This is a genomic window from Pseudidiomarina mangrovi (genome assembly GCF_003999375.1).
Taxonomy (GTDB): domain Bacteria; phylum Pseudomonadota; class Gammaproteobacteria; order Enterobacterales; family Alteromonadaceae; genus Pseudidiomarina; species Pseudidiomarina mangrovi.
On record NZ_RJLC01000017.1, the window covers coordinates 214,946 to 241,460 of the forward strand.

Sequence of the window (26,515 nt, forward strand, 5' to 3'; positions counted from 1 at the left end):
TAACAACCCCGCCTCACTGGAGTGTTTGGTGGACGTACTCAACCTGAAGATACATAACCTTATGTTAGATAATTTTGCACAGCTGTTTGAAGAAAGTCTGAAAACGACCGAAACCCGTCCTGGCTCCATTGTTAAAGGTACTATCGTTGCGATTAACCGCGATGTGGTATTGGTTGACGCGGGCCTGAAATCTGAGAGTGCTATTCCAGTAGAGCAATTCCGTAACGCTGAAGGCGTGGTGGAAGTTAAAGTTGGTGACATCATCGACGTAGCTTTGGATGCAGTTGAAGATGGCTTCGGTGAAACCATTCTTTCTCGCGAGAAAGCGAAGCGCTTTGAAGCTTGGCTGCAGCTGGAAAAAGCTTACGAAGAGCAAGCTACCGTTGTTGGTTTAATCAGTGGCAAAGTGAAAGGCGGTTTCACTGTTGATTTAGGCGGCGTTCGCGCATTCTTGCCTGGTTCACTGGTTGACGTGCGTCCGGTTCGTGAAACCACGCATTTAGAAAACAAAGAATTAGAATTCAAAGTCATCAAGCTCGACCAGAAACGTAACAACGTCGTTGTTTCACGCCGTGCGGTTATCGAAACTGAGAACAGCGTAGAGCGCGATCAGTTGTTAGAAAACCTGCAAGAAGGTCAAGAAGTTAAAGGTATCGTTAAGAACCTGACTGACTACGGCGCGTTCGTTGATTTAGGCGGCGTAGACGGCTTGTTGCACATCACTGACATGGCTTGGAAGCGCGTTAAGCATCCAAGTGAAGTGGTTAACGTTGGTGACGAAATCAACGTGAAAGTATTGAAGTTCGATCGTGACCGTACACGTGTATCTTTAGGCCTGAAACAATTAGGCGAAGATCCATGGGCCGCTATCGCTAACCGTTACCCAGAAGGTCACCGTTTGACTGGTCGCGTCACTAACCTGACTGATTACGGCTGCTTCGTAGAAATCGAAGAAGGCGTAGAAGGCTTAGTACACGTATCTGAAATGGATTGGACCAACAAGAACGTTCACCCATCTAAAGTGGTTAACTTAGGTGACGTTGTTGAAGTAATGGTATTAGAAATTGACGAAGAGCGTCGTCGTATTTCTTTAGGCCTGAAACAGTGTAAAGCTAACCCGTGGGAAGAGTTCGCGAAGAACTTCAACAAGGGCGACAAAGTATCTGGCAAGATCAAGTCAATCACTGACTTTGGTATCTTCATCGGTCTTGATGGCGGTATTGATGGTCTGGTTCACTTATCAGATATCAGCTGGAACGCTACTGGCGAAGAAGCGGTACGTGAATTCAAGAAAGGCGAAGAAGTTACTGCTATCGTCTTACAAGTTGACGCAGAGCGCGAGCGTATCTCTTTAGGCATCAAACAGCTTGAAGAAGATCCGTTCAACAATTATCTGGCGAGCATCAAAAAAGGTGCTATCGTTACAGGTAAGGTTATCGAAGTTGATGCCAAAGGCGCCAAAATCGAACTGGCTGACTCAGTAGAAGGCTACGTCCGCGTTGCTGACATTTCACGTGACCGCATCGAAGATGCCAGCACGGTATTGAAAGTTGGTGATAGCATCGAAGCACGCTACATGGGCGTTGACCGTAAAGGCCGCGCACTGAGCTTGTCAATTCGTGCAAAAGACGAAGTTGAAGAGAAAGAAGCTATGGAAACTGTAAACAAGCAGCAAGACGACGCTGACGGTTTCTCAAATGCCATGGCAGAAGCTTTCAAAGCAGCTAAAAACGACTAATAGTGTTTGGCCCGATTAGGCATTGACGCATCACAGAGGAGCTTACGATGACAAAGTCAGAGCTGATTCAGCAGTTGGCAAGGTTGTATCCTGAGTTTTCTCCGCGTCAGGTTGAAGATGCGGTGAAGGAACTTATCGAACAGATGGCGCAAGAATTGTCATCAGGTGGGCGCATTGAAGTCCGCGGGTTTGGTAGTTTTTCGTTGCATTATCGGGCCGCACGCGTGGGCCGTAATCCAAAAACCGGTGAAGCGGTGGAACTGGAAGGAAAATATGTTCCACATTTCAAAGCGGGTAAGGAATTACGCGAACGTGTCGACACGATTTAACGTCGAGTAAACAGAAACGGCATGCTATAGTTACGCATGCCGTTTTTTTTTGAGCGTCGTATAGGGAACCTTATGATTCGCTTTATCTTTGTGGTGCTACCGTTGCTGCTACTGTTTCTTTTTGCGGTGGCTTTTGGGGCGCTTAATCAACAACAATTACAGGTTGATTTGTTGATTGGTCGCTACGATGTACCGCTGACTTGGGTAGTTGCAGGGTTTTTACTGATTGGCTTTTTGCTTGGCTTGTTGAGCATGTTGGCACGCCAACTTGGCTTGCGTCATCAGTTACGCCAACAGCGTAAAGCTGTGCAGAAAGTGAGTTAGTCGCTATGTTAGAACTGCTGTTCCTATTACTCCCAGTAGCCGCAGCTTATGGCTGGTTTATGGGGCGTAATAGTGTTCGCAATGAAGATCGTCGTGAACAAGAACAGTTTTCTCGCCAATATGTTACTGGATTGAATTTACTGCTCTCCGATCAGCCCGATAAAGCGGTTGATTTGTTTATTGAATTACTCGATGTCGATTCAGATACTCTGGAAACACACTGGGCGCTAGGTAAATTATTCCGCCGCCGTGGTGAAGTCGACCGAGCCATTAAGATTCACCAAAATTTAACCTCACGGCCGTCTATTACTGAGCAAGAGCGTCGCGCCGCGATGTTTGAGCTGGGCCTCGATTATTTGGCCGCAGGCATTTACGACCGCGCCGAAGAAATGCTCATTGCGTTGCAGTCCGACAAACAATTTCAGCAAGCTTGTCAACGGCATTTGTTAGAGCTGTATGAGGCTACCCACGAGTGGGATAAAGCGATTAAAATTGCGCTCAAGTTAACCCGTAGCGACCCCAGTGCGGAGCGCGTGGTGGCGCAACTATATTGCGAATTAGCTGAACTACAAGATAACGTTGAATTCTCAGAAAAATACTACAGCAAAGCGCGTCAGCATGACCCACGATGTGCCCGTGCAGCTTTGGCGCTTGGGCGCTTATGGTACAACCAAGGGCAGTACAGCAAAGCCTTAACCATGCTTAGCGGTATTCTTACCGAAGACCCAGATTTTGTCGCTGAGGCGCTCGCGTTAATTAAAGCCTGTTACGTGGCGCTCGATGACGAAGCAGGGCTGATTCATTTCTTGCATCAATGTGTCAAATTAGCCCATTCAACCAGTGCTGCGGTGATGTTATCTGAACTGGTTGCACGCGAAAATGGCGTTGAGGCAGCAGAACAGTTTGTGCAAAGTACGCTGATAAAAAACCCCACCATGCGTGGTTTTCATCAATTGATGGATTTTCATATCCGTGCCGCCGATGTCGGCAAGGCGCGTGATAGCTTGCGCATGTTGCAACGCCTCGTTCAGCAACAAATGCAGCAGCGGCCTAAATATCGCTGTCGTCATTGTGGCTTTTCCGGCAGCACCTTGTACTGGCACTGTCCATCGTGTCGTAGTTGGGGGCAAATTAAGCCCATCATTGGTTTAGACGGAGAATAGTCAGGCATGAAGTCGCAGGTTTTTGTTGCTCTCGATTACCCTACACCAGCCGCTGCGTGGCCGCTAATCGATCAATTAGATCCGCACCAGTGCGGTTTAAAAGTTGGTAAAGAGCTATTTACTGCAGCAGGGCCAGAATTTGTCCGCGCCCTGGTACATCGCGGCTTTAAAGTGTTTCTTGATCTTAAATTCCATGATATCCCCAATACCGTTGCCAAAGCTGTGCGCGCTGCGGCGGAACTGGGTGTGTGGATGGTTAATGTGCATGCCAGTGGTGGTACGCGGATGATGCGCGCTGCCCGAGAAGCACTGGCCGATTTACCGCAGCCACCGTTATTGATTGCGGTCACCGTATTAACCAGTATGTCAGCCGAGGATTTAGCCGAGCTTGGTGTGACCATTCCACTGGCTGATCAGGTGCAACATCTGGCTACTTTGGCGGCGCAAAGCGGGCTTGACGGGGTGGTATGTTCAGCCCATGAAGCGGCGCAGCTGAAAGCCCAGTTTGGTGCTAACTTCGTGTTGGTGACCCCAGGAATACGCCCGAGTGGTTCCGACGCCGGTGACCAGCGCCGCATCATGACGCCCGAACAAGCTGCAGCACTTGGTATTGAAGTGCTAGTAATTGGTCGTCCGATAACACAAGCTGCGGATCCCGCCACAGTCTTACAGGCAATTAACAACGCGCTGACAGCATAGTATGCCGTAGCAATTCGCGCTTGCTAGGCGGGCGCGCTACACTTCTTGAACTGCATTACGCAGCTAAACCAAGGAGTCTATTATGTTACGGAAAACCTTCATTATTGCTTCATTACTGTCGCCGTTGTTGGTGGCCGCACCGGTGTCGGCTCAACCACTGCCGCAACCCAGCCCTCAAGCCCAGCAGGTGCAAGCCGTCAATTTAAATACGGCTAGTGCGGAACAGTTGGCGATGGGGCTAACTGGTGTTGGGCTGAAGCGCGCCGAGGCCATTGTTGAACTGCGCACCAAGCTAGGTGGTTTCACTGATGTTAATCAGCTGCTGCAAGTCAAAGGCATTGGCCCGCGTATGTTGGAGCTCAATCGCGAACGCATGCAACTGTAACGCTTTGGTGGATTAGTCAGTTTGCTGCTCCAGGAGCGCAGCCTTGATAGGCTTGCGGTGCAATAGATAGGCAAGGATGCCACTGACTAATCCGCCCACATGCATGACCCAAGTCAACTCACCATGGCTCATTAAGTCACCTGTTAATGGCCCAGACCAGAATTCAATACTCACCTTAGTAAGTAATAGCAACATAATAGCTATCATCAATGGCTCACGGCGAAATTTGCGTTCAGACCACTCTAACAACACACCTTGCATTAATAAGCCATGCAACACGCCGGATAAGCCAACGAATTGTTGTGGCTGACCTACCAGCCAAGTAAATAGGCTACACCCAACCATGATCAGCAGAATCCCGTTTAGCCAGCTACGTACATCATAGTGGCGCACGAACAACAGGGTTAACATCACCAATGCTACCAAGTTAAGCCACAGATGGCTGCGGCTGAGATGGAAGACATGCGCGCTGATGAGTCGCCATGGTTCACTAAAAGCCAAGCTGCGCGTGAAGTCATAGGCGGCTAGTAGCTGCGGCTGTTGTTCGGCAAATAAACTAGCCCAAATTGAAATGACGATGAGTAAAAGAGCGCTCAAGAGTACTTGGTGATAGTTAGACATGAGTCTGATCTCGCGTTTTTACGGTTGCTGTTATGGGTCTCCCTGCCTATGATAGAGTTTTTGCCGAACAAGGGGAATGCACGTGCGCTTGATTAGCTTAAGCTTAGTTGTGGTGGCTGTGGCCAGTATCATTGGTTGCAGTGAACAATCGGCCAGCAATGATGTGGTAGCACCTGAGGCCGCAACTGGTTTTGTTGAAAGGCAAGGGCAGACCAGTAACCAATACATGGTAGCGGCAGCAACTAGAGATGCAGCTGATGCCGGCGCTAAAATATTAGCCCAAGGTGGTACCGCAATTGATGCGGCAGTTGCCGTACAAGCTATGTTAACGCTGACTGAACCGCAATCCAGTGGTATCGGCGGCGGCGCCTTTATTTTGTATTGGGATAACACGGCAAAACGCTTAACCACGATTGATGCGCGTGAGCGGGCGCCGTTAGCAGCCACGCCAGAATTATTCCTTGATGGCCAAGGGCAACCACCAAAAACTTATTGGGATGCTATTGTCGGTGGCCGTTCTGTGGGTACTCCAGGGGTCTTGAAGGGGTTAGAAATGGCCCATCAACGCTGGGGTAAGGTAGCCTGGTCTGAGTTATTTACCGATACTATCGCATTGGCAGAAACTGGCTTTACGGTATCACCGCGGCTACATCAATTATTAGCCATGAATTTTCATCCAGGGTTACGCAGCATGCAACCTGCCGCTGATTACTTTTACCCCAATGGCGAACCGTTGCAGGCTGGGCAATTACGTCCAAATCCAGAGTATGCGGCGGTGTTAAAGCGGGTTGCGGCGGAAGGGAGTAGTGCCTTTTATAGCGGTGGTATTGCCGAGGCAATGGTGCAAGCGGTGCAAACCAGTGCTATCAGTCCGGGGCTATTGAGTATGGCTGACTTAGCTGAGTATGAAGCCTTAGAACGTGAACCGATTTGTGCGGCCTATCGCACTGTATACGAGATCTGCAGTATGGGGCCGCCCAGTTCGGGTGGCATTACCGTGGTGCAAATGTTGGGCATTTTGGAGCACACGCCGATTGCCGATGCTGAGCCAATGAGCGTTGATGCCGTACATTATTTTACCCAAGCAGCACGGTTAGCCTACGCTGATCGCAATCGCTATATCGGTGACGCCGACTTTGTTGAAGTGCCAGTCGCACAGATGCTCAACAAAGAGTATCTGCGTGAGCGTGCGCAGTTAATTGGCGATAGCGATATGGGCAAAGCGCAGCCGGGTGAGTTTGGCTTAATCGCGCGTGCCGATGATCAGGCCTTAGAAATTCCAAGTACTAGTCATTTTGCCATTATTGATAGTTATGGCAATGCGGTATCTATGACCACCACCATTGAAATGGGCTTTGGTTCGGGCGTGATGGTGAATGGTTATTTGTTGAATAATCAATTGACCGATTTTAGCTTGGTCCCTGAGGTGGATGGTCGTTTGGTGGCTAATCGGGTTGAGGCCGGTAAGCGCCCGCGGAGTTCTATGTCACCAACCATTGTGTTCAATAATGAAACGCAACAGGTGATGCATGTGGTTGGCTCACCGGGTGGCCCCAATATTATCAACTACGTTGCACAAACGTTGGTTGCAGTATTGGATTGGGAGCTGGATATGCAAGCGGCAATGGCCTTACCGCATGTCACCAACTTGAATAACTTCACCTCGCTGGAGCAGAGTACCACTATTACTGAGCTGCAACAGGCATTGGAACAAAAAGGTCACGAAGTTCGTGTTCGTGACCTGAATAGTGGTTTACATGGTATTAGTGTGTTGGCCGATGGGCGCTTATTTGGCGGCGCTGATCCGCGCCGTGAAGGCGCGGCAGTCGGTAATTAATCGAGCACCGTTAAGTAATCTTGATAGCCGCGTGCAGCCATTTGCTCACGCGGAATAAATTCCATTGCTGCCGAGTTCATGCAGTAGCGCAGCCCAGTAGGGGCAGGGCCGTCATTAAATACATGGCCTAAATGGGAATCAGCATAACGGCTGCGCACTTCGACACGGGTCATAAACCACGAACGGTCGGTACGCTCAACGATGAATTCCGCCGCAATCGGCTGGGTAAAACTTGGCCAGCCAGACCCTGATTCGTATTTATCGCGCGAGCTAAATAGCGGCTCACCACTGACGATATCGACATAGATGCCGTCGCGTTTCTCGTCATTGTAGGCGTTTTGAAAAGCCCGCTCAGTTTTGTCTTTCTGGGTCACTTGGTACTGCAAATCGGTGAGCTGACTTTTAAGCGTTGCGCTATCGGGTTTGACAAAGTTGTGCCAACGATGGCTAGTAGCCGTATTCTTTGCAGTGTTGTCAGCGGTGTTTTCGTCAGTCATGTCAGCATACTCCCCGATAGAATCTTTAAATTGCCGATAATCGACCTGATACTGCTCGCCCCAGATAGCTTCGGCGAACTGAAAGCGTCCCGAATTGAAGGTGTAGAGCTGATAACGCACCGGGTTCTTCAAATAATAGTCCTGATGGTAGTCTTCGGCAGGGTAGAAGCTGTCAAACGCCGTCACCTCCAGCACAATAGGCTTTTTGTAACGTCCAGACGCCTCTAATGCGGTGATCTCCGCCAGGGCAATTTGTCGTTCTCGCTGGTTGTGATAAAAGATACCTGGCCGATACTGTTTGCCACGGTCGTAGAATTGACCGTCAGCATCGGTTGGATCCATCATCCGCCATAACGCTTGAATCAGCCCGGTGTAGGTCACCACCTGCGGGTCGTAATATACTTGTACGGCTTCGGTGTGCCCGGTCAAGCCACCGGCGACTTGTTGGTAGCTAGGATTTTGCTCGCTACCGCCGGTATATCCGGAAATAACTTGGGTAACGCCCGGTACCTGTTCAAAGGCTTTCTCGACACACCAAAAGCAGCCACCAGCAAAGGTAGCAATGCGAACTTCATTAGCTACGACCGGTGTTGCTCTGGTGGTGGATGCTTGCGACCACAGTATGAAAGCTGCCACCAGAACACTCAGAATCACTAACCAACGATATCGCATTGCTAATTCTCCTCGAGCTAAAGCGCCTGTTCTAACGCTGCCAAATAGGCGCGAATACGCTTGGCGTTGACCCCGACATCGCTGCGGCCAACCCGCGATTTACTGCGCATATCCACTGCACTGCCGGTGTCGGTCGCGACAATGCGAATCACCACATCATCTTTAAAACCAAACCATGTGGTGGTATCAGTGGCTTCAATACGACCCTCAGTAGCATCGCTGGCAACCAATTCCCAACCCATATCGGCAACTATCGTTAGAGCTTGCTGATAAACTTGCTCAACACTAGCGCTGGTAGTCCAAGTGGCTAGGTCTGGGTAGGCTTTACGCTGTTGTTCGGCACTTTCTTCACCGGCGAATTCAACCGGATTTGGCGCATCGGCGCGCAGTGGGGCAATGGCCACAAATGCGGGTGGATTGCTCAAATCGGTACTAATGTCATGAATGGGTGGTACGCTACGAGCTGTTTGCAACTGCAGGTAGGGCAGAATAAAGCTTACCCCGGCAGCAATCACCGCTAGCCCAAGAAGCATACTTGACGGCGCATTGTTGGCCGGCTTCAGCGCTTGCCAGATTAACAGTACCAGGCCAACCACAGCGGCGCCAGCACCAATATAGGCGGCCCAGCGTAACAGCAGAAATGCCGTGCCAAGTTCAGCCACACCGGCCTGGTATAGTGGCCCTGAAATAGCCAGCGTCAGCAAGGCAAGAAAACCAACGGCGATGGCCAAGTAGCTTATTAATTTGCGCATAAATGAGAACCTTAGTTGTTATGTATGTAGCGTTACGTGATGGTTGCTGCGATAGATCAGCATCATCGTGTCTAGCAATGAACAAAATAGTCTAAATAGCAGTGGTATAGTTGGTGTAAAACCGACATATCATAGTAGTACATACTGTCCCAAATAGCGCCCTAGGATCTCACATGCCCAAACTATTTAATCGTTCACCACTGGCAGCAAGTTTATTGGCTGTGTTAGTCAGCCCCATCAGTGCCGCTCAACAGGCGCCCGTTGATGGCAACCAGCAGCAAGTTCAAACCGCGGTCGAAGTGATTGAAGTGCGCGGTGAGCGCCTGCAAGGATTACAACTATCGCCAAAAGATCAGCCTACCAGCTCGTTGTTCGGTGGCCAGCAGGCTTTAGCTGACCTCGCTCGCTCGGTGACGCCTATTAGTGCTGATTTAATTGCGGCATCAGCCATCACCGACTTACATGATGTTGCCAAAGTGGCGCCGAATAGTTTCGCAGCTGCTGGTTTTGGTGCGCCGAGCTTACCCACAATTCGTGGCCAATTAGGCGAAGTATTACAAAACGGTATGCGCCGCCAAGGCGGCAATAATGGACTCGGTTTACCGCTAAGTTTTAATAGTGTCGGGCAACTTGATGTGGTGCGTGGTGTACCACCGGTGATGTTGGGATCAACCCAGCGCACCGGAGGTTTTGTCAATCTGCAAGCCAAACGTGCTGATCTCAGCGCCGATCAGACCCGTGCCACGCTGCAATTGGGGCGGTGGGATGCCTACCGAGCCCAGCTTGACCATAGTAGCGTGCTCAAGCCCGACGAGCAGGGCGTGCGAATCAGTGTTGAAGCGATTCGCGAGAGCAGTTTCTATGACTACTCTGAGTTCAGCAGTGATAGCCTGTTTGTCACTCACCGTTGGCTGCCTGACGAGCAGTCTGAATTGAATCTGTATGCTGAATTTTATCAGGTAGATTGGACCGATAACGCCGGTTTCAATCGGCCCACACAAGCACTGATTGATGATGGCTTATATGTACAAGGGCAGGGTCAACAACCCAATGGATCGATGGTTCCGGGCGCTTTTGCATTAGTAGCGCCGACCGGCTTAATTGAGCTGCCGCGGAATCAGGTTTACACCGACCCAGACGATATTAACCATGCACAAACCTGGCTAGTCTATGGCGATTATCAGCGCCAACTTAACAACGATTGGAGCTACCGCCATGATTTCATGCTGCAACACCTACAACGCGAAGAGATAGCCCAGAATAGTTTTGTCGAAATTGTCGATGGTGCAACCACCTTTGAAACCCGTTCAACCTGGCAACGCGATTGGCAGAATGACAGTAGCAGCTGGTTTGGCGGTAGTTTTCGTTACCATGATGTGCTGGGTTTCAGCCAATTTACCACTGAAGCTGACCTGCCGGTTGACCTGAGTGGACCATTGAGTAACCGGCGTATTCCATTGACTGCGGCACAACAAGCGCGGTTAGTGGAGTTGCGCCCTGGGGTCTATGTATCGCCCGGCAGTCAATATGATACCAACGGTGATGGCGTGGGTGATTTTAACGTATCGGATACCACCGATTCACGTAGTTATCAGCTCGGCTTATTTGCTCAGCATCGCCAGCAACTCACAACAGCATGGATACTAGAAGCTGGAATCCGTGCCGATTGGTATGAAGTTGAGGCGCGCGACCCTATTGCTCCAGCGGGGGTAATTGCTGCTGCTGATACGCATCAAGATGTGTTGTACGGTATCCAAGCTAGCCTGAGTTACAAACTAACTGATGATCAACGTCTCTATGCCAGTAGTAACTACACCGAATCGACCTCAAACAGCATGGCAGGCGGCACGGTGCTTGGTGCTGACCAGCGTATTAACCCGCTGAACTTCGCCACCGAAAATGAGGCATTTGAAGTTGGTTATAAATATGCGCCAGTCGGTAGCGCTTGGTATGCCGATGTGAATTGGTTTTATCAAACCCGCAGCCTACGCAACCGTGATGGTTCTAACTCAGGTATCAAGACCCAAGGCGTAGAAAGCCAATTGTTTTATCAAGCCGAGCAATTGTGGTTTAGTGCCGGCTACAGCTATTTGTCTGCCCGCTTTGATAATTCAGCAGCGTTTCAAGATGCGCGTACCGTGTATGACGCATTTGATACCTCGCGCCCTGATTTAGTCGAGGGAACCGGCGTTGGCGCGCCAAATTTTGCGGCATTTCCAGCATCATCGATGCGGCTGCAGGGCTTGCCCGACCATCAACTTAGCATTGCTGGTGGTATTGATGTAGGCGCTGGTATCGAGGTCGGTGGTCAAGTGAGCTATCATGGCGACTACAAGCTCGACTTTTTGAATACCGTCAGAATTCGCCAACAGCACACGATCAATGTATTCGCGCAATGGCAGCCGACTTCAGCATGGAGCGCACGCCTAGATGTGTTTAACCTAACTAACCAAGACAATTGGTCGCCAGTATTCGAAGGCGGCTATTTCGGCGCTACCTTAGTTTTCCCTGAATTGCCGCGGCATGCTAAATTGACGCTCAGTTACAGTTTTTAGAGCCAAGGCGTTGTGACGCATAGCCTAACGCAAGGAGAATGACGTGAAGTGGGGCAAATTATTGGTTATTGCAGTACTACTGGCGCTGCTGGTCGTTGTTTACCAGCAACAATGGCATCTGTATTTATCACTCGACCAGCTGAAAGCGCAGCAGCAACAATTGGCGCAATGGCATAATCAGCATTTTGTCGCATTATTTGTCGGCTACTTGCTGGTGTATATTGCGGTGACGGCTTTATCCATTCCCGGTGCGGTGATTCTAACCCTAGGGAGTGGAGCGTTATTCGGTTTGGGCTGGGGTCTTTTGCTGGCTTCGTTTGCCTCTACTCTGGGTGCATTTTTGGCCTTCTTAAGCGCTCGTTATGTGTTGCGCGATAGCCTTGAAAAGCGCTTTGGCGAGCGCCTACAACAGGTGAATGCGGGCATTGACCGTGATGGTGCCTGGTACTTACTGACTTTACGTTTGGTGCCGCTGTTTCCATTTTGGATGATTAACTTAGTCATGGGGTTAACGCGCATGCCGGCCTGGCGCTTTTATTGGGTCAGTCAGCTGGGTATGTTAGCCGGCACCGCGGTGTTTGTTAACGCCGGTACCCAGCTCGCGCAAGTGGAGCAGGTGAGTGACATTCTATCCGGGCAGCTGTTGTTGAGTTTTGTGCTACTAGGGCTATTCCCGCTACTGGCCAAGCAGATCGTTGCCTGGCTCAAGGCGCGCCGAGTTTATAAAGGTTGGCAACGGCCGCGGCAGTTTGATGACAATCTGTTAGTGATAGGAGCTGGCTCAGGCGGCTTGGTCAGTGCTTATATTGCTGCTGCCGTGAAAGCCAAGGTGACTTTGGTGGAACAGCATGCCATGGGCGGTGATTGTTTGAATACCGGTTGTGTGCCGTCCAAAGCCCTGTTGCATATCGCTCATGGCCGTAAACAAGCCAATGCTCTCAATCAGCATGGTGTTGCGGTGACTGTTGGTGCGGTGGATTTCAAAGCTGTGATGGCAACAGTACAGCAGGTCATCACCGCCATTGAACCGCATGATTCGGTCGAGCGCTATAGTAGCTTAGGAGTGAACGTAATTCTCGGTAAAGCGCGCTTGCTGAGCCCGTGGCAGGTAGAGATTATCAATGCCGACGGGCAGGTGACCCAGCGCAGCGCGCGAACCATTATTCTAGCCACCGGTGCACGACCCTTGCTGCCAGCTATTCCCGGTCTTGCCGAAAGCAACTGGGTCAGCTCAGATACTATTTGGCAACTCGCCGAGTTACCGCAGCGTTTAACGGTATTGGGTGGCGGGCCTATTGGCGTAGAGCTGGCGCAAGCCTTTGCGCGGTTAGGAAGCCAAGTGACCGTGGTGGAAGCTTTACCTCAACTACTGCCGCGCGAAGATGATGATGCCGCTGAACTAGTGCAACAGCAGCTGCAGCATGATGGGGTTACCGTGTACACCGGCCACAAAGCGGTGAAAGTCACCCAGCATAATGGCACGCAGCAGGTGCATATTGTTGCCGCTGACCAAGCGCCGTTAACCGTTGCTGCCGACATTATTTTAGTGGCATTAGGGCGTCAGCCTCGCTTAGATGGCTATGGCTTGCAAGAACTCGGCGTAGAAACCAATAAAACCATTACGACCAACGAATTTTTGCAGACCAACTTCCCCAATATTTATGCTGTAGGTGATGTTGCTGGGCCATTTCAGTTAACCCACGCCGCCAGTCATCAGGCGTGGTATGCCGCGGTTAATGCGTTATTCAGCCCGTTGAAAAAGTTTAAAGCTGATTATCGGGTGATGCCTGCTGCGACCTTCTGTGAACCTGAAGTGGCGCGGGTAGGTCTCAACGAAAAGGAAGCCGCGCAACAGGGTATTGCAGTTGAGGTTACCCGTTATGATATTGATGATCTGGACCGTGCTATTGCGGATCAAAAGCGTTACGGCTGGGTAAAGGTATTGACCAAGCCTGCTAGCGATAAAATTTTGGGGGTAACCATTGTCGGTGCCCAAGCAGGTGATCTGTTGGCGGAGTTTGTACTGGCTATGAAACATGGTATTGGTTTGAATAAGTTACTGGGTACCATTCATATTTACCCGACTATGGCCGAAGCCAACAAGTATGCGGCTGGGGTATGGAAGCGCGCACATGCGCCACAACGCGTGCTGGCTTGGTTGGAACGCTTTCATGGCTGGCGGCGCTGATGAGAGTATGGCTGCTTGGCATGATGTTGAGTGTGCAACAGGTGTACTTTCATGCCTGGGGCGGCTCGGATGAAGTGAACCAATATGTGCGTTGGGCGCAGCAACAACTGGCCCAGCAAGATATTGAGCTGGTGCATGTAAAAGTTGCTGATATCAGCGAAACAGTGACCTTACTGTTACGTGAAAACCAACAGCAGCAACCATCCAGTGCGGTCGATTTATTGTGGCTCAACGGTGAGAACTTTCACGCGTTAAAAGCAGCCGGAGCATTGCGCGGTGAGCTCTCGCAGGCGGTTGCAAATAGTGCCTTGCTGGACCCAACACTGGGCTGGCAAAACGATTTTGGCATTGCTACCGATGACTATGAGCTACCGTGGGGCGTCGGGCAATTTCATCTATTTATCCGTAATTCGCCAACCTCAACGAGCATGACGCCGGCGCAGTTTTTGACACTGGCACAGAGTAAACCGGGGCGGCTGAGCTATCCCAAACCACCAGAATTTCATGGCACCACCTTTCTAAAACTATTGCTACTAGAACTCAATCAGCATAATGCGGCGCTTTATCAACCACCGCAGGCGCAACAGCAAGAACTGTTATTGGCGCCGCTATGGGCTTATTTAGACCAATTACACCCGCTATTATGGCGAGGTGGAAAGGAGTTTCCAGTCAGTGCGGCACAGCAACAGCAGCTATTAGCCAATGGCGTGTTAGATAATGCTGTTAGTTTTAACCCCTCGGAGCTATTCAATGCCCAACGTGCTCAGCGGTTACCGGCAGGTATTGCACCGTTATTGATTGGTGAGCGGGCGATCACTAATAGCCATTATCTCGCTGTTCCTAAAGCTGCAGCCAACAGTGAAGGGGCCGTCAAGGTGATAAATTTCATGCTCAGCGAGGCCGCACAGCAACGTAAGCAAGCCGCTGACGGTTGGGGTGATACTGCTGTTATCCGCTTTCAACAAAGCGCTAATCAGCGCGATTTATTTCCGTCGCAACCCGAGCCACATGTAGGTTGGGTGCAATTACTCGAACAACAATGGTTAGAGCGTTATCAACAATGACTAGCAAACTGCCATGGCGTGGTGCTGTTGCACTGGTGCTGCTGACCGCGCCATGGTTGTTGTTGCTCAGTTATGGTATCGAACAACTCACGCAACAAACGCAGTTTCTTAGTCCTTGGCTGAATTACCCGGGGCTAGCTGAGATGATCGAGCAGACTGTCGTGGTCGGTATTACCGTGATGTTGGTGGCAACCATAGTGGTGCTTAGTAGCCAACCACTGCGTTCCTCTAGCGGCTGGTTGGTGCAAGTTATTGCACTACCACATTTGGCCTTTGCGATAGGCTTATTGTGGCTCTTTGCCCCCTATGGCTGGTTATGGCGCCTAGTGCCTGAAGCTTGGCATAGCAGTGTGTTTGACCGTCAACAGTTGCTCAGTTTTATCATTATACTGTTAGCAAAAGAAATTCCATTTTTGTGGCTGATGGGCCAGCGCACGCTGGCGCAAATGCCTTGGCGGCGCTGGCTATTGGTAGGGCAGAGCCTCGGTTATAGTCGCCAACGCAGTTGGTGGTTGTTGGTGATGCCAGAGCTACTGAGGCGTATGCGCTTACCACTGATGATTGTGTTGGTTTACAGCCTGAGTGTGGTTGATGTAGCGCTCATAGCAGCGGCGCAGACGCCACCACCGCTGGCTGTGCAAGTACTGCAATGGCAGCTTGATGCGCAGCCAGCTAGTCAGCAATTTGCCGCGTATGGTGCGCTGACGCTATTACTGTTAGCCGTTGTTGCTGCACTTGCGGTGTTCTTGCAAGAACGGCTGATCCGCGCTGTGGTATTGCCGCACCTTGGTAACTTCGCGCTGCGCGTACCGTGGCAAGCGCTGGTTAGCGTTATCGGCCTGGCGGCAGCCTTCGCTATTGCCGCACAAAGTATCGCCGTTGGCTGGTTTTATCCAGAATTATGGCCAACTAGCTGGAGTGTGGAGCGCTGGCAGCAGGAACTATCGCAACTGCTACCGTTGTTTGTGCAAAGTGCCGGTATTGCTGCAGTGGTGGCCAGTGCCAGCCTTATTTGGGTGGTACTGTTGTTAGAATGGCGCCGCCGTCATGGGGTATTCGGCTTGAGCGGCTGGTTATTGCTGCCACTGTTAGTACCGCAACTAACTCTGCTACTGGCATGGCAGGAGCTGTTTGCAGCGTTTACCAGTGGTGGCCTACCATGGCGTTATGCGCTAGCACTCATTATGGTGCAGATACCCTTTAGTGCGGCCTATGTGTATTTAATTTTAGCGCCGCTGGAACAGCGCTTTGAGCAACGTTATCTGACCACTATGCAAAGCTTCGGTTATGGCTTTTGGCGCAGCTGGTGGCTGACTAAACGCTCATTATTACAACAGCCCCTGCTATTGGCTTGGGTATTTGCAGCGCTGGTTAGCATGGCACAGTATCTACCTATAGTTTTGTTTGGTGGCGGCCGTTGGCTGACCTTGACTAGTGAATTAGTCGCTGTGAGTAGCGGTGCAAATAGTCAATTAATAGCGATTTATGCGGTCAGTCAATGGTTGCTGGCACTATTATTCTTGCTGGTATTGGCATGGCCGCAACAGGCTGTTGAAGGAGAACAACAATGAGCACCACGCAACTTCGCCTTAGTGCAGCACAATTGCAACTCGCAGGGCAACAGGTGAATCTACCTGAGCTTAGCTTGGGTTGCGGCGAAATATTGGCGGTGATAGGGCCTAGTGGTTGCGGTAAATCAAGTTGGTTGCGCTGGCTACTAGGTGATCAGCAGTCGCATATGCAGGTCAATGGCAGGATAGAACTCAGCGGTACCGACATCAGCACATGGCCGATTGAACAACGTGGTATCGGTATTGTGTGGCAGGATTTTTTACTGGTTCCGCATTTAAGCGTTCAGGAAAATTTGCGCTTAGCGCTACCAAAAGCACTGCGTAGCCAGTCACGTCAGGCGCAACAGCAGGTGATTTTTGAGCGTTTGCAGCAAGTTGAGTTAGGCGACTTGGCGCAGCAACCGGTGACTGCGCTCAGTGGCGGTCAGCGCGCACGAATCGCCTTATTGCGGGCACTTATTAATGAACCGCGTTTAGTGTTATTGGATGAACCCTTCGCCGCGCTCGATAGCCAGTTACGTCAGCGTATTCGACAATGGACCTTTGCCACCTTAGCGCAAACTGCAACGAGTGCCATTATTGTCAGTCATGATAGCGCCGACTTTCCAGCGGGATGTAGCCAGTTACATTGGCCACAAGGAGCAAACTATGATTGACCCATGGTGGATCAAGCAACTGCGACAACCACTTAAGCACGCGGCACAGCTTGCGGTGAAGCTCGGTGTTAGCGCGAACCAAGTGACCGTAGCCAGTTTTCTGATTGGTATGCTGGCAGTGCCCGCGCTGGCGTTGGAACAGTACTATCTAGCGCTTGTAGCGATTCTGTTGAACCGTATCGGTGACGGCCTTGACGGCGCGATAGCCCGCATCAACGGCACCACTGACGCGGGTGGCTACTTGGACATCAGCTTAGATTTTATCTTCTATTCGGCGGTGCCATTTGGCTTTTTGTTGGCTGACCCAGTGCAAAATGGAGTGGCTGCAGGCTTACTCATGCTTACGTTTATGGGTACTGGGGCAACGTTTTTAGCTTTTGCAGCCATCGCGGCAAAGCGTGGCATAGATAACCCCAACTATCCAAATAAATCCTTGCATTACTTAGGTGGTTTAACTGAAGGCTTTGAAACTATTGCGGTATTTGTGGTGATCTGTGTACTACCGCAGTTTTTTGTCGAGCTCGCTTATGGCTTCGCATTGTTATGTTGGGTCACTGCGTTGAGCCGCTTGTACGCCGGTTATCGTACCTTAGAATTACCCGGATCGTCAGCAGATTGAGTCTGCGCTTTGGCAGCTTGAAACGGGATCATCAGCATGCCACTGAGTCGAGTGGTTTGGTGGCTGTTGGGATAATCGCTGAGACCTATTTGCAGCGCATCCGGTCCGGCCGCAGCTTGTTCGGTATAACTGTGGAATAGCCGATCCCATAGCGATAGATTAAAGCTGTAATTACTGTTGGTTTCCGCCACCACTTGACTGTGGTGAATGCGGTGCATGTCTTGGGTAACTATCAGATAGCGCAGCGGCCGTTCTAGCCAGGTGGGTAACGCCACATTGCCATGGTTGAACAGCGAAGTGGCATTGAGCACTACTTCAAATACAATCACTGCCCATAGCGGCGCACCTAACACCACCACCACCGCTATTTTAATTAGCATACTGAGGATGATTTCAAGCGGATGAAAACGTAGGCCGGTACTGCTATCGAAGTCGGGGTCGGCATGGTGCACGCGATGCAGACGCCACAGCCAAGGTACTGCGTGAAATAACCGATGCTGCCAATAAATGCTCAGATCAAGCAGAAGAATACTGGCGGCAAAGGCTAGCCAGCTAGGGGCGTTGAGCCAATACCACAGGCCCAGTTGCTGGCTTTGTGCCCATAATGCCGCACCCACCGCACCGGCTGGAATGAGCAAGCGTAATATCACCGTTGACACGGCTAACAGACCAAAATTATGCAGCCAACGCTGACTTTTCTTCACCGACGGCGTGCGTTTGGGGCGCCAATGCTCCCACGCAACCATAGCCAGCAGTACGCCAGCAAAGCAGCTGAGTCGGATCAGCAGCTCCAGCGTCATAGCCTATTGAACTTTCGGCTGATGGTTGGCAAATGGCGGCCAACCCATGGTGATACCACCGAGCAGATGCAAGTGAATGTGATAAACCGATTGCCCGCCATCGGCGTTACAGTTCATTACCACCCGATAGCCACTCTCAGCGATACCAAATTGTTGCGCCAATTTAGCCGCGACCAAGTACAGATGACCGACGACTTCGCGGTCGGTAACCTGAATATCATTGATGGTGGCAATACGCTTTTTCGGAATGATCAACACATGCACAGGTGCTTGCGGATTAATATCGCGAAATGCCAAGCTAACTTCGTCTTCGTGGACAATATCCGCCGGAATTTCACGGGCAATAATTTTGTCAAAGATACTCGCAGTCATCTTACCCCCTCAATACATAGCCTTTTAAATACAGCGATTCTGGGAAATTAGTTCGCACTGGGTGATCGGCACTTTGAAAGAGGTGCTCAATAATGTGCATGGGACGCTTAGCATCCAAGCAGGCATCGGCCACGACTTTTTGGAATAATTCACCCGATAGTAAGCCCGAGCACGAGAAGGTTAACAGCGTGCCACCTGGCTTCAACAACATTACTGCGAGGCGGTTAATGTCTTTGTAGCCCCTGCAGGCATTCATCAGGTTAGCTTTACTATCAACAAATTTGGGCGGGTCGAGCACAATCACGTCAAAGCGCTCACCTTGGTGATGGAACTTACGCAGTGCTTCGAACACATCTAATTGCATATTGGTAAGTTGCTCGGTGGCGAAGCCATTACGCTCATGGTTATCAGCTGCTTGCGCAAGCGCAGGCGCTGAAACGTCCAAGTTAACTACTTCGCTGGCACCCGCTGCGGCGGCATATAAACCAAAGCCGCCGGTGTAACTGAAAGCGTTCAGCACCCGTTTACCGGCGCTATAGCGGCGCATGGCTTGGCGACTGTCGCGTTGGTCGAGGTAATAGCCAGTCTTGTGACCTTGCTGTAAATCAACGCCTAATTGCAAGCCGTTTTCTTCAATCCACAAGGTGGCAGGTGGCAAGCCGCTACCGTTATCATGCAGTAATTGCACCACCGGCGGTAAGCCTTCTTTTTTGCGCACGTCTACGTCAGAGCGCTCAAAAATGGCACAGTCGGGGTACAACTCACGTAACGCCGCAACAATGGCATCACGCCAGCGCTCAGCACCGGCACTTAACAGTTGGCACACTAACCATTGGTCATATTTATCAATGGTCACACCCGGTAATTGGTCGCTTTCTGCGGCCACCAAGCGATAGGCGTCACTGGCGATAGATAAACTATCGCGCAGCGCTTTAGCGGCGCTAATACGGGCCAAGAAGAACGCGGCATCGATGCTATCGTTCTGTTGAAAGCTCCAAATCCGCGCGCGAATTTGTGATTGCGGTGACCACGCCGCGTAGCCGAGCCAATCGCCATCGGCGCTATGAACTGCAACGGTATCGCCGCTTTGCGGATTACCTTTGACTTTGCCGATAGCACCGCTGAATACCCACGGATGCAGACGTTTTAATGATTTTTCTTTGCCAGCAAGCAGATGAATGGTGGCGTTCATTATTTCACGCGCATGCCAGGTTTGGCACCGTCTTGCGGGTTTAAAATATACAGCTCTGAGCCACCTGGGCCGGCCGCTAACACCATACCCTCGGATACCCCAAAACGCATTTTACGTGGCGCTAAGTTAGCCACCATTACGGTCAATTGCCCAATAAGCTGCTCCGGCTGATAGGCGGATTTAATACCGGCAAACACTTGGCGTGTCTCGCCGCCTAAATCTAAGGTTAACTTCAGCAGTTTTTCGGCACCTTCAACATGTTCAGCATTGGCAATACGGACCACCCGCAAATCAATTTTAGCGAAATCATCATAGACGATCTCAGCACTGATTGGGTCGGCGATTAATTCACTGTTGTCGCTGCCAAGCGCCGCTGCGGTCGCATCAGTGCTGGCTGTAGTGCTGGCTTTAGAATCTTCAATCATGGCATCTACCTGAGTCATTTCAACACGTTGTAACAGCGCCTTAAAGGGGCTGACGGGGTGGTCGCGTAACAGAGTTTTATAGCTGTCCCAGACAAACTGGTCTTGCAAGAACTCTTGCACACGGGCCGATAGTTGTGGCACTACAGGGGTTAAATAGACCATTAAGATACGGAACAAATTAATCCCAATAGAGCATACCTCATGCACTTCAGCAGCGCGCGCTGGGTCTTTAATAGCTTGCCACGGCTCTTTATCAGCAATGTAGGCGTTGGCTTTATCAGCGAGTGCCATAATGTCGCGCATCGCCCTGCCAAATTCGCGTTGCTCAAAGGCTTGGGTAATGCCATCGCCAGCAGCCTGAAATTCGTGTAACAGGCTGGTGTCGTTCAGTTCTGCAGCGAGCTTGCCGTCGAATTTTTTGCTGATAAAACTGGCACAGCGGCTGGCAATGTTGACGACTTTACCCACTAAATCGGCGTTCACTCGTTGAGCAAAGTCGGTCAAGTTAAGGTCTAAATCATCGATACGGCTCGATAACTTGGCGGCAAAGTAATAACGCAGATAATCCGGGTCAAGATGATTCAGATAAGTGCGCGCCATAATAAAGGTACCTTTTGATTTTGACATCTTGGTACCGTTGACGGTGATAAAACCATGCGCCCACACGTTGGTCGGCTGGCGGAAATTAGCACCATTGAGCATCGCTGGCCAAAATAGACTGTGGAAGTAAATAATGTCTTTGCCAATGAAGTGGTACAGCTCGGCCTGGCTATCAGGCTGCCAGAAGCTATCAAAATCAGCGGCACCAGTGCGCTCACAGTAGTTTTTAAAGCTGCCCATGTAACCAATTGGGGCATCTAGCCACACGTAAAAATATTTACCCGGTGCATCAGGGATCTCAAAACCAAAATAGGGCGCATCGCGGCTGATATCCCACTGCTGCAAACCGGCCTCAAACCATTCGTTGAGTTTGTTCGCCATTTCATCTTGCAGCGAGCCAGACCGGGTCCAGGCTTTGAGCATTTGCTCGAACGCGGGCAGATCAAAAAAGTAATGCTCTGATTCCCGTAATTCTGGCGTTGCTCCAGATACCGCTGAACGCGGATTGTTCAATTCAATCGGCGAGTAGGTAGCGCCACAAACATCACAGTTATCGCCATATTGATCGGTGGCGCCGCATTTCGGGCAATCACCTTTAACAAAACGATCGGGCAAGAACATGTTGCGCTCAGGATCGTACAGCTGCTCAATGGTTGTGGTCTTAATGTGACCAGCGCTGCGCAGGCGTTTATAGATGAGTTCGGCACAGGCGCGGTTCTCATCGCTATGGGTGGAATGATAGTTGTCAAAGGCGACCTGGAAATCAGCAAAATCAGCCTGGTGGGCCTGTTGCATATCAGCAATCATCTGCTCTGGGGCTATGCCTAATTGCTGGGCTTTGAGCATGATAGGCGTACCATGGGCATCATCAGCGCAAACATAATGACATTCGTGGCCGCGTAACTTTTGAAAACGTACCCAAATATCGGCTTGGATATAACCGAGCATGTGGCCAATGTGAATGGGGCCATTGGCATAGGGAAGGGCATTAGTGACCAAAATTTTACGTGAATTTGCTGACATCGAGCGGTCCATATAACGACAAAAAGATATCCACGCAGTGTACCTGAATCACCGCTAGCAATCCAGCTACAGTCACCGTATCATGCGGCTTAGCCGTAGCATTTACGAGGAGTTTTAGATGTTCGAAAAATGGTTTTCAGGCGACCCCATAGCCGCAGCCTATGAACAGCTGCGGATCCCAGGTTGGCAGGGCAAATTGCCGACTGAATGGCTCCAGGTTGCTGGCCATCAAGCCACCTTAACCCTACCATTTGCTGCCGGAGATTCATTTTTAACGCCATTTCGCGCTGACCCAGTGCTCGGTAAATTGACCTGGCAGCTGCAATTAAAGATCCGCAAGCTAGCCAATTCACAGCCGGAGCTACCGCTGATTTACGGCAATGTCATTGTCGTATCCTCGGGTAAAGGTGGTGTGGGCAAGTCCTCGGTAAGCGTGCAGTTAGCGCTGGCCTTAGCCAACTTTGGCGCCAAAGTAGGGCTGCTCGATGCTGATGTTTACGGACCGTCGTTGCCGACCATGATGGGCGGTGCCGAAGAAAAATTGCACTACACCCCGCAGAATAAAATGCTGCCGCATCAGCGTCATGGCGTGTGGGTGACTTCGTTGGGGTACCTGACCGATGCTAAAGCTCCAGCTATTTGGCGTGGGCCGATGGCTAGTGCTGCGTTGCAGCAGCTATTTCGTGATTGCCAGTGGCCACAACTCGATTACTTGATTATTGATATGCCACCGGGCACCGGCGATATTCAACTAACCATGGCGCAAAAGTTACCCATAACTGGCGCGGTGGTGGTGACCACCCCACAAACCGTGGCGTTAGCCGATGCCGAAAAGGGCATCGAAATGTTTCGTAAGGTAGGTATTCCACTGACCGGTATTATTGAGAATATGAGCTATTTTGAATGCTCTGCGTGTGGCCATCACGAAGCCATTTTCGGCAGTGGCGGTGGGGCTGATGTGGCACAGCGCGAGGGCGTGCCACTTCTAGGTCAATGGCCGCTGGCAGCGCGCATGCGGGCGGCGCTTGATAACGGCGTACCGCTGGCAGTGCAGGCTGCGGCTGATCCGTTAGTGGCGCTAATGGCCGACAGTGCACAACAATTAGCCATGCAGCTTTACCAACAAGCAACCAGCAAGCCATAATAGCGCCTCACAGGAGAGTCATATGCGTTTAACTGATGGACAAATAGAAGCTTATTTGGCAGCCGGACGGATCGTTATTGATCCACCGCCACAAAGCGAAGATATCACCGGTGTGACCGTTGATATCCGCTTGGGTAATGAATTTCGGGTGCTACAAGACCACGCCGCACCGTTTATTGATATCAGCGGTACCCGTGAAGATATTGACCGGGCTATTTCGCAAGTCATGAGCGAGGCTATTGTGCTGACCTCTGAGCAGGCATTCTTTATTCATCCCGGCGAATTTGCTTTGGCGGTCACGCATGAAGCGGTGACGCTGCCCGATGACATGGTGGGCTGGTTAGATGGCCGTTCATCGCTAGCACGCTTGGGTTTGATGGTGCATGTTACCGCGCACCGTATTGATCCGGGTTGGTCAGGGCAGGTGGTGTTGGAGTTCTATAACAGTGGCAAGTTGCCTTTGGCGCTGCGGCCGTTAATGAAAATAGGGGCGCTCAGCTTTGAACAGCTCGATGAGCCGTGCTTGCGCCCCTACAGCAAGCGTAAAGATGCCAAATACCGAGACCAGCGTGGTGCAGTCGCGTCGCGCATTGCGGCTGACCACAACCAGTCGGAGTAATTAGCGCAGCGGTGTGGCGTGGGCAGCACCGCCGAATATGGCATTCATCAAGACAATATTAAGCCCATCCATGTAAGCGCGGTAGGTGGGCTCTTGGGCAAAACTAATCACCATGCCGCGACCACGGGGTTGCCACATCAAAAACGGCTTGTAGGCCAACTGTTCAACATTCTCCGCCCACAAGTAGCCACTGGCGACTAACTGGTCGGCAGCGGCGTAGCGCATGACATTGCGGCCGTTATCGATAGTCAATGGCCGATAAATACGATTGCCAACGGTTAAACTAATGGCTTGTGGTTTCATACCGGCTGTCAGCCAATGCTCCAAATCCACGTCCAAGCGCGTCAATACGCCTGAGGTTGGGTAGGGCGCGGCAATGTCGGGCTTGATGTAATCGGCAAACTCTTCATGACTATGGAATAACATACCTTCTACCCGAGTGCTATCACCATGGCCATTCGCTTTGTAGTGGGTAGAGCTTTCAATTGCACTGGCGAGTAAGCCTTGTTCAATCGCCCAGTCAGTGGCGTTGGCAAGGGTAATGAGCACGCCGCCGCGGGCTACCCATTGCTCAATGTTGGCCACGCCACGGTCGCCAAAGCTGTGTTGCAGATCGCCATAAATGCTTGGCAAAATCAGCACCTGATAGTGACTTAAATCGGCACGCGCTAATTGATTGGCGCGAATTGCCGTTACGGGATAATCAAATTGCTGTTCGATCACGAAGCGCGTGTGGCCGGCATTTAAGCTTGAAAATGGTTCATCCCAGGCGAGCGCAATGTTCGGAGCGTGCAGTTGTTTGACATTATTAGAACCAAAGTTTGGCCCATCAGTTACCCAGCTGCGATCAACGCCATCAATGATTGCGCCGGTTGTTTGCGCGAGAGCGGTTAATTGCTTGCTCAGTTCAGCGCTGTTGTCGGCGCGGGTGAAAATCAAGCTACCGGCCGGGTAGCGCGTACCGTTGGCGTGGGTAAACGCCATATCACTACGTTTGACGGTAAGCCCTTGGCGCAGCGCAGCAGTCAACAAGCGACCGCTATTCATATCGCCCCAGCTAGCAATAAAGCCGACTTTAGCATCGGGATTGGTGACGCGACCCGGTTCCAGCAGTTCTTCACCGACCTCACGTTGCGCGACTTTAGGCAGTTTGGCGCAGGTGTCGTACGACAAATTAAACATCAGTGGTAATGACCAGGCCGTTACATCATAGATTTCATCGGGTAAATTGTTCGCGCGGCGACGCTCTTGGTCCTCTAAAAAAGCTTTATCCATGGCAATTTCTGGATCGAGCAGAGTGCGAACCATGTAATGGGCCGGTTGCGCGCCATCGACAATAAAGCTACCGGCTGGGTATTCAGTGCCGCAGGCGCTAAAACCTTGCTCGGCTTGACTAACTTCTACCCCATGTTGGCGCAATAAGCCGGCAAGACGGCGGGCGCCCGCGCGATCGTCATCGGCACGGAAAATATGGAAGCGCCGCTTACTGCTATTGCCATCGGCGATTGCCTGTTGGCGATACTGCCAGAAATTATTGAGTAGGGTGCGGCGATTATCAGCGGTTGATTCGACCGTGGCAATAGAGGCGACATAATGACGTTTGACGCCATCGCCGTAGGTGAGGATATCGCCATCTTTGGTGCGAAAATGTAGACCGCGCGCTGACGCCATTTCATAGGTCATCGACAGGGTGCCGTGATAGAGCGGCCAACTGGCGCCATAGCCTGGGTAAAAGGCATCGAAAATTTCGCGGGTAAAGTAGTCGTAGCCGAGTTCATCAAACCATTTGGCATTATTTTCACCAATCACCCACAGCTGTTCGCGCTGGGTTTTGCTGATCAGTGGATTATACGGGCGTGCCTCAGGGGTAAAGTAGTAGCTGGTATCGCCGCCCATTTCGTGGAGGTCGACAAACACCAACGGCAAGTGCTCGAGTAGGGCATCGACCTGACCGGCAATTTCCGGTTGGGTTAGTGCAATCCAGTCACGGTTCATATCGAACAAGTAATGATTACTACGGCCACTTGGCCATGGCTCATTGTGCTCGGCAGAGATGCGATCGGCACTGGGTTCGCTGCCTACGGTCATGTAGTACCGGCTGACAAAACGACCACGGCCATCAGGGTTTTGTAATGGGTCAAGGTAGACCACGGTTTGGTCTAAATAGCGTTTAGTCTGCTCGTCGTCGGCGGCGAGTAAATGCCAGGCCGTTAGCATAGCAGCCTCTGGCGACGAAATTTCGTTACCGTGAACGCCATACGATAGCCAAATACTCGCTGGTAAGGTATCGATCAGTGTTGCTGCTTGTTCTTTAGTGGTTTTGCGTGGGTCGGCAAGTTGTTGCATACCCGCGGTGATTTGTTCCAGCTTAGCAATATTATCCGCACTCGAGATCACCGCGTAATAGAGCTCGCGACCTTCCCACGTTTTGCCATAGGATTTCAATACCACCTGTTGCGGAAACTGTTCGGCCAAGGTTTTGAAATACTGTTGAATAGCCTCTGGGCTGCTAATTCGGCTGCCAGTCGGATAGCCCAATACCTTTTCAATACTTGGTACGTCGCTGCGATAGCTGTTTTCAAGCGCTAAGGTATCCGCTTTAACTGGCTGGGTAACAGCCAAACAGGCGAGTACTGCACTGAGTGCCGTTAGACGAAAATGATTCATGCA

Annotated in this window: 23 protein-coding genes; 15 read left to right on the forward strand and 8 right to left on the reverse strand. The window is 51.1% G+C overall.

Annotation, left to right across the window (positions count from 1 at the left end):
• Positions 1-61: 61 nt before the first annotated feature.
• From rpsA to EFO84_RS10340, 6 genes are all read left to right on the forward strand, one after another.
• Complete coding sequence (gene rpsA, locus EFO84_RS10315; protein WP_127347978.1) at positions 62-1,738, forward strand: 30S ribosomal protein S1; 1,677 nt, start codon at positions 62-64, stop codon at positions 1,736-1,738.
• 29 nt (positions 1,739-1,767) lie between these two features.
• A complete protein-coding gene (locus EFO84_RS10320; RefSeq protein WP_348534541.1) occupies positions 1,768-2,067 on the forward strand; it encodes an integration host factor subunit beta in 300 nt (99 codons plus the stop codon).
• 72 nt (positions 2,068-2,139) lie between these two features.
• Positions 2,140-2,391 carry a lipopolysaccharide assembly protein LapA domain-containing protein gene (locus EFO84_RS10325; protein WP_164742431.1) on the forward strand — a complete coding sequence of 84 codons (252 nt, stop codon included), beginning with the start codon at positions 2,140-2,142 and terminating at the stop codon, positions 2,389-2,391.
• A 5-nt stretch (positions 2,392-2,396) separates the two neighbouring features.
• Complete coding sequence (lapB, locus tag EFO84_RS10330; RefSeq protein WP_127347981.1) at positions 2,397-3,554, forward strand: lipopolysaccharide assembly protein LapB; 1,158 nt, start codon at positions 2,397-2,399, stop codon at positions 3,552-3,554.
• A 6-nt stretch (positions 3,555-3,560) separates the two neighbouring features.
• Positions 3,561-4,253 (forward strand): orotidine-5'-phosphate decarboxylase, encoded by a 693-nt coding sequence (gene pyrF / locus EFO84_RS10335; RefSeq protein WP_127347982.1) that lies wholly within the window; start codon positions 3,561-3,563, stop codon positions 4,251-4,253.
• Between the two features lie 82 nt (positions 4,254-4,335).
• Positions 4,336-4,638, forward strand: a complete 303-nt coding sequence (locus EFO84_RS10340; protein ID WP_127347983.1) for a ComEA family DNA-binding protein — start codon at positions 4,336-4,338, stop codon at positions 4,636-4,638.
• Positions 4,639-4,650: 12 nt separating this feature from the next.
• On the opposite strand, the gene rrtA is transcribed toward EFO84_RS10340, so the two are convergent.
• The gene (rrtA, locus tag EFO84_RS10345; RefSeq protein ID WP_127347984.1) at positions 4,651-5,259 is read right to left on the reverse strand and encodes a rhombosortase; all 609 of its coding nucleotides are present in this window, start codon (positions 5,257-5,259) and stop codon (positions 4,651-4,653) included.
• A 76-nt stretch (positions 5,260-5,335) separates the two neighbouring features.
• Between rrtA and ggt the strand changes: the two genes are divergently transcribed.
• The gene (gene ggt, locus EFO84_RS10350; protein WP_127347985.1) at positions 5,336-7,096 is read left to right on the forward strand and encodes a gamma-glutamyltransferase; all 1,761 of its coding nucleotides are present in this window, start codon (positions 5,336-5,338) and stop codon (positions 7,094-7,096) included.
• Here ggt and msrB read toward each other — a convergent pair.
• On the reverse strand, positions 7,093-8,265 hold the full coding sequence (gene msrB, locus EFO84_RS10355) for a peptide-methionine (R)-S-oxide reductase MsrB (RefSeq protein WP_127347986.1): 1,173 nt from the start codon (positions 8,263-8,265) through the stop codon (positions 7,093-7,095). The two genes, ggt and msrB, sit on opposite strands and share 4 nt — an antisense overlap.
• 17 nt (positions 8,266-8,282) lie before the next feature.
• Entirely contained in the window at positions 8,283-9,017 is a 735-nt protein-coding gene (locus tag EFO84_RS10360) for a DUF1499 domain-containing protein (RefSeq protein ID WP_127347987.1), read from the reverse strand.
• 173 nt (positions 9,018-9,190) lie between these two features.
• Here EFO84_RS10360 and EFO84_RS10365 point away from each other — a divergent pair, with 173 nt between their 5' ends.
• The 6 genes from EFO84_RS10365 to EFO84_RS10390 are packed head-to-tail and all read left to right on the forward strand — an operon-like array spanning position 9,191 to position 17,670.
• Entirely contained in the window at positions 9,191-11,572 is a 2,382-nt protein-coding gene (locus EFO84_RS10365) for a TonB-dependent receptor (RefSeq protein ID WP_127347988.1), read from the forward strand.
• A gap of 43 nt (positions 11,573-11,615) precedes the next feature.
• Positions 11,616-13,760, forward strand: a complete 2,145-nt coding sequence (locus tag EFO84_RS10370) for a dihydrolipoyl dehydrogenase family protein (protein ID WP_127347989.1) — start codon at positions 11,616-11,618, stop codon at positions 13,758-13,760.
• Positions 13,760-14,824, forward strand: coding sequence for an ABC transporter substrate-binding protein (locus EFO84_RS10375; protein ID WP_164742432.1), 1,065 nt, complete (start codon positions 13,760-13,762; stop codon positions 14,822-14,824). The genes EFO84_RS10370 and EFO84_RS10375 overlap by 1 nt, the downstream gene beginning before the upstream one ends.
• Positions 14,821-16,395, forward strand: a complete 1,575-nt coding sequence (locus EFO84_RS10380) for an ABC transporter permease family protein (protein ID WP_127347991.1) — start codon at positions 14,821-14,823, stop codon at positions 16,393-16,395. The genes EFO84_RS10375 and EFO84_RS10380 overlap by 4 nt, the downstream gene beginning before the upstream one ends.
• Positions 16,392-17,051 (forward strand): ATP-binding cassette domain-containing protein, encoded by a 660-nt coding sequence (locus EFO84_RS10385; protein ID WP_127347992.1) that lies wholly within the window; start codon positions 16,392-16,394, stop codon positions 17,049-17,051. The genes EFO84_RS10380 and EFO84_RS10385 overlap by 4 nt, the downstream gene beginning before the upstream one ends.
• Positions 17,044-17,670 carry a CDP-alcohol phosphatidyltransferase family protein gene (locus EFO84_RS10390; protein WP_127347993.1) on the forward strand — a complete coding sequence of 209 codons (627 nt, stop codon included), beginning with the start codon at positions 17,044-17,046 and terminating at the stop codon, positions 17,668-17,670. The genes EFO84_RS10385 and EFO84_RS10390 overlap by 8 nt, the downstream gene beginning before the upstream one ends.
• Here the strand turns inward: EFO84_RS10390 and EFO84_RS10395 are convergent.
• The 4 genes from EFO84_RS10395 to metG are packed head-to-tail and all read right to left on the reverse strand — an operon-like array spanning position 17,631 to position 22,082.
• A complete protein-coding gene (locus tag EFO84_RS10395; protein ID WP_127347994.1) occupies positions 17,631-18,470 on the reverse strand; it encodes a sterol desaturase family protein in 840 nt (279 codons plus the stop codon). The genes EFO84_RS10390 and EFO84_RS10395 overlap by 40 nt on opposite strands.
• A gap of 3 nt (positions 18,471-18,473) precedes the next feature.
• Positions 18,474-18,842, reverse strand: coding sequence for a histidine triad nucleotide-binding protein (locus tag EFO84_RS10400; RefSeq protein ID WP_127347995.1), 369 nt, complete (start codon positions 18,840-18,842; stop codon positions 18,474-18,476).
• 1 nt (position 18,843) lies between these two features.
• Positions 18,844-20,034, reverse strand: a complete 1,191-nt coding sequence (locus tag EFO84_RS10405) for a class I SAM-dependent rRNA methyltransferase (RefSeq protein WP_127347996.1) — start codon at positions 20,032-20,034, stop codon at positions 18,844-18,846.
• Complete coding sequence (gene metG, locus EFO84_RS10410; RefSeq protein WP_240642694.1) at positions 20,034-22,082, reverse strand: methionine--tRNA ligase; 2,049 nt, start codon at positions 22,080-22,082, stop codon at positions 20,034-20,036. Before metG ends, EFO84_RS10405 begins: the two co-directional genes overlap by 1 nt.
• Before the next feature lie 118 nt (positions 22,083-22,200).
• Between metG and EFO84_RS10415 the strand changes: the two genes are divergently transcribed.
• On the forward strand, positions 22,201-23,226 hold the full coding sequence (locus EFO84_RS10415) for an Mrp/NBP35 family ATP-binding protein (protein WP_127347998.1): 1,026 nt from the start codon (positions 22,201-22,203) through the stop codon (positions 23,224-23,226).
• 22 nt (positions 23,227-23,248) lie between these two features.
• Positions 23,249-23,845 carry a dCTP deaminase gene (gene dcd, locus EFO84_RS10420; RefSeq protein WP_127347999.1) on the forward strand — a complete coding sequence of 199 codons (597 nt, stop codon included), beginning with the start codon at positions 23,249-23,251 and terminating at the stop codon, positions 23,843-23,845.
• Here dcd and EFO84_RS10425 read toward each other — a convergent pair whose 3' ends face one another.
• Positions 23,846-26,512: a M14 family zinc carboxypeptidase gene (locus EFO84_RS10425; protein WP_127348000.1), complete on the reverse strand. Its 2,667-nt coding sequence runs from the start codon at positions 26,510-26,512 to the stop codon at positions 23,846-23,848. It lies immediately after the preceding gene.
• Positions 26,513-26,515: the final 3 nt, after the last annotated feature.

Bases quoted from the DNA above. Each gene is read 5' to 3' on its own strand.
- rpsA (WP_127347978.1), top strand. From the start codon at position 62: ATGTTAGATAATTTTGCACAGCTGTTTGAAGAAAGTCTGAAAACGACC.
- EFO84_RS10325 (WP_164742431.1), top strand. From the start codon at position 2,140: ATGATTCGCTTTATCTTTGTGGTGCTACCGTTGCTGCTACTGTTTCTT.
- lapB (WP_127347981.1), top strand. From the start codon at position 2,397: ATGTTAGAACTGCTGTTCCTATTACTCCCAGTAGCCGCAGCTTATGGC.
- pyrF (WP_127347982.1), top strand. From the start codon at position 3,561: ATGAAGTCGCAGGTTTTTGTTGCTCTCGATTACCCTACACCAGCCGCT.
- EFO84_RS10340 (WP_127347983.1), top strand. From the start codon at position 4,336: ATGTTACGGAAAACCTTCATTATTGCTTCATTACTGTCGCCGTTGTTG.
- rrtA (WP_127347984.1), bottom strand. From the start codon at position 5,259: ATGTCTAACTATCACCAAGTACTCTTGAGCGCTCTTTTACTCATCGTC.
- ggt (WP_127347985.1), top strand. From the start codon at position 5,336: ATGCACGTGCGCTTGATTAGCTTAAGCTTAGTTGTGGTGGCTGTGGCC.
- msrB (WP_127347986.1), bottom strand. From the start codon at position 8,265: ATGCGATATCGTTGGTTAGTGATTCTGAGTGTTCTGGTGGCAGCTTTC.
- EFO84_RS10360 (WP_127347987.1), bottom strand. From the start codon at position 9,017: ATGCGCAAATTAATAAGCTACTTGGCCATCGCCGTTGGTTTTCTTGCC.
- EFO84_RS10365 (WP_127347988.1), top strand. From the start codon at position 9,191: ATGCCCAAACTATTTAATCGTTCACCACTGGCAGCAAGTTTATTGGCT.
- EFO84_RS10375 (WP_164742432.1), top strand. From the start codon at position 13,760: ATGAGAGTATGGCTGCTTGGCATGATGTTGAGTGTGCAACAGGTGTAC.
- EFO84_RS10380 (WP_127347991.1), top strand. From the start codon at position 14,821: ATGACTAGCAAACTGCCATGGCGTGGTGCTGTTGCACTGGTGCTGCTG.
- EFO84_RS10385 (WP_127347992.1), top strand. From the start codon at position 16,392: ATGAGCACCACGCAACTTCGCCTTAGTGCAGCACAATTGCAACTCGCA.
- EFO84_RS10390 (WP_127347993.1), top strand. From the start codon at position 17,044: ATGATTGACCCATGGTGGATCAAGCAACTGCGACAACCACTTAAGCAC.
- EFO84_RS10395 (WP_127347994.1), bottom strand. From the start codon at position 18,470: ATGACGCTGGAGCTGCTGATCCGACTCAGCTGCTTTGCTGGCGTACTG.
- EFO84_RS10400 (WP_127347995.1), bottom strand. From the start codon at position 18,842: ATGACTGCGAGTATCTTTGACAAAATTATTGCCCGTGAAATTCCGGCG.
- EFO84_RS10405 (WP_127347996.1), bottom strand. From the start codon at position 20,034: ATGAACGCCACCATTCATCTGCTTGCTGGCAAAGAAAAATCATTAAAA.
- metG (WP_240642694.1), bottom strand. From the start codon at position 22,082: ATGTCAGCAAATTCACGTAAAATTTTGGTCACTAATGCCCTTCCCTAT.
- EFO84_RS10415 (WP_127347998.1), top strand. From the start codon at position 22,201: ATGTTCGAAAAATGGTTTTCAGGCGACCCCATAGCCGCAGCCTATGAA.
- dcd (WP_127347999.1), top strand. From the start codon at position 23,249: ATGCGTTTAACTGATGGACAAATAGAAGCTTATTTGGCAGCCGGACGG.
- EFO84_RS10425 (WP_127348000.1), bottom strand. From the start codon at position 26,512: ATGAATCATTTTCGTCTAACGGCACTCAGTGCAGTACTCGCCTGTTTG.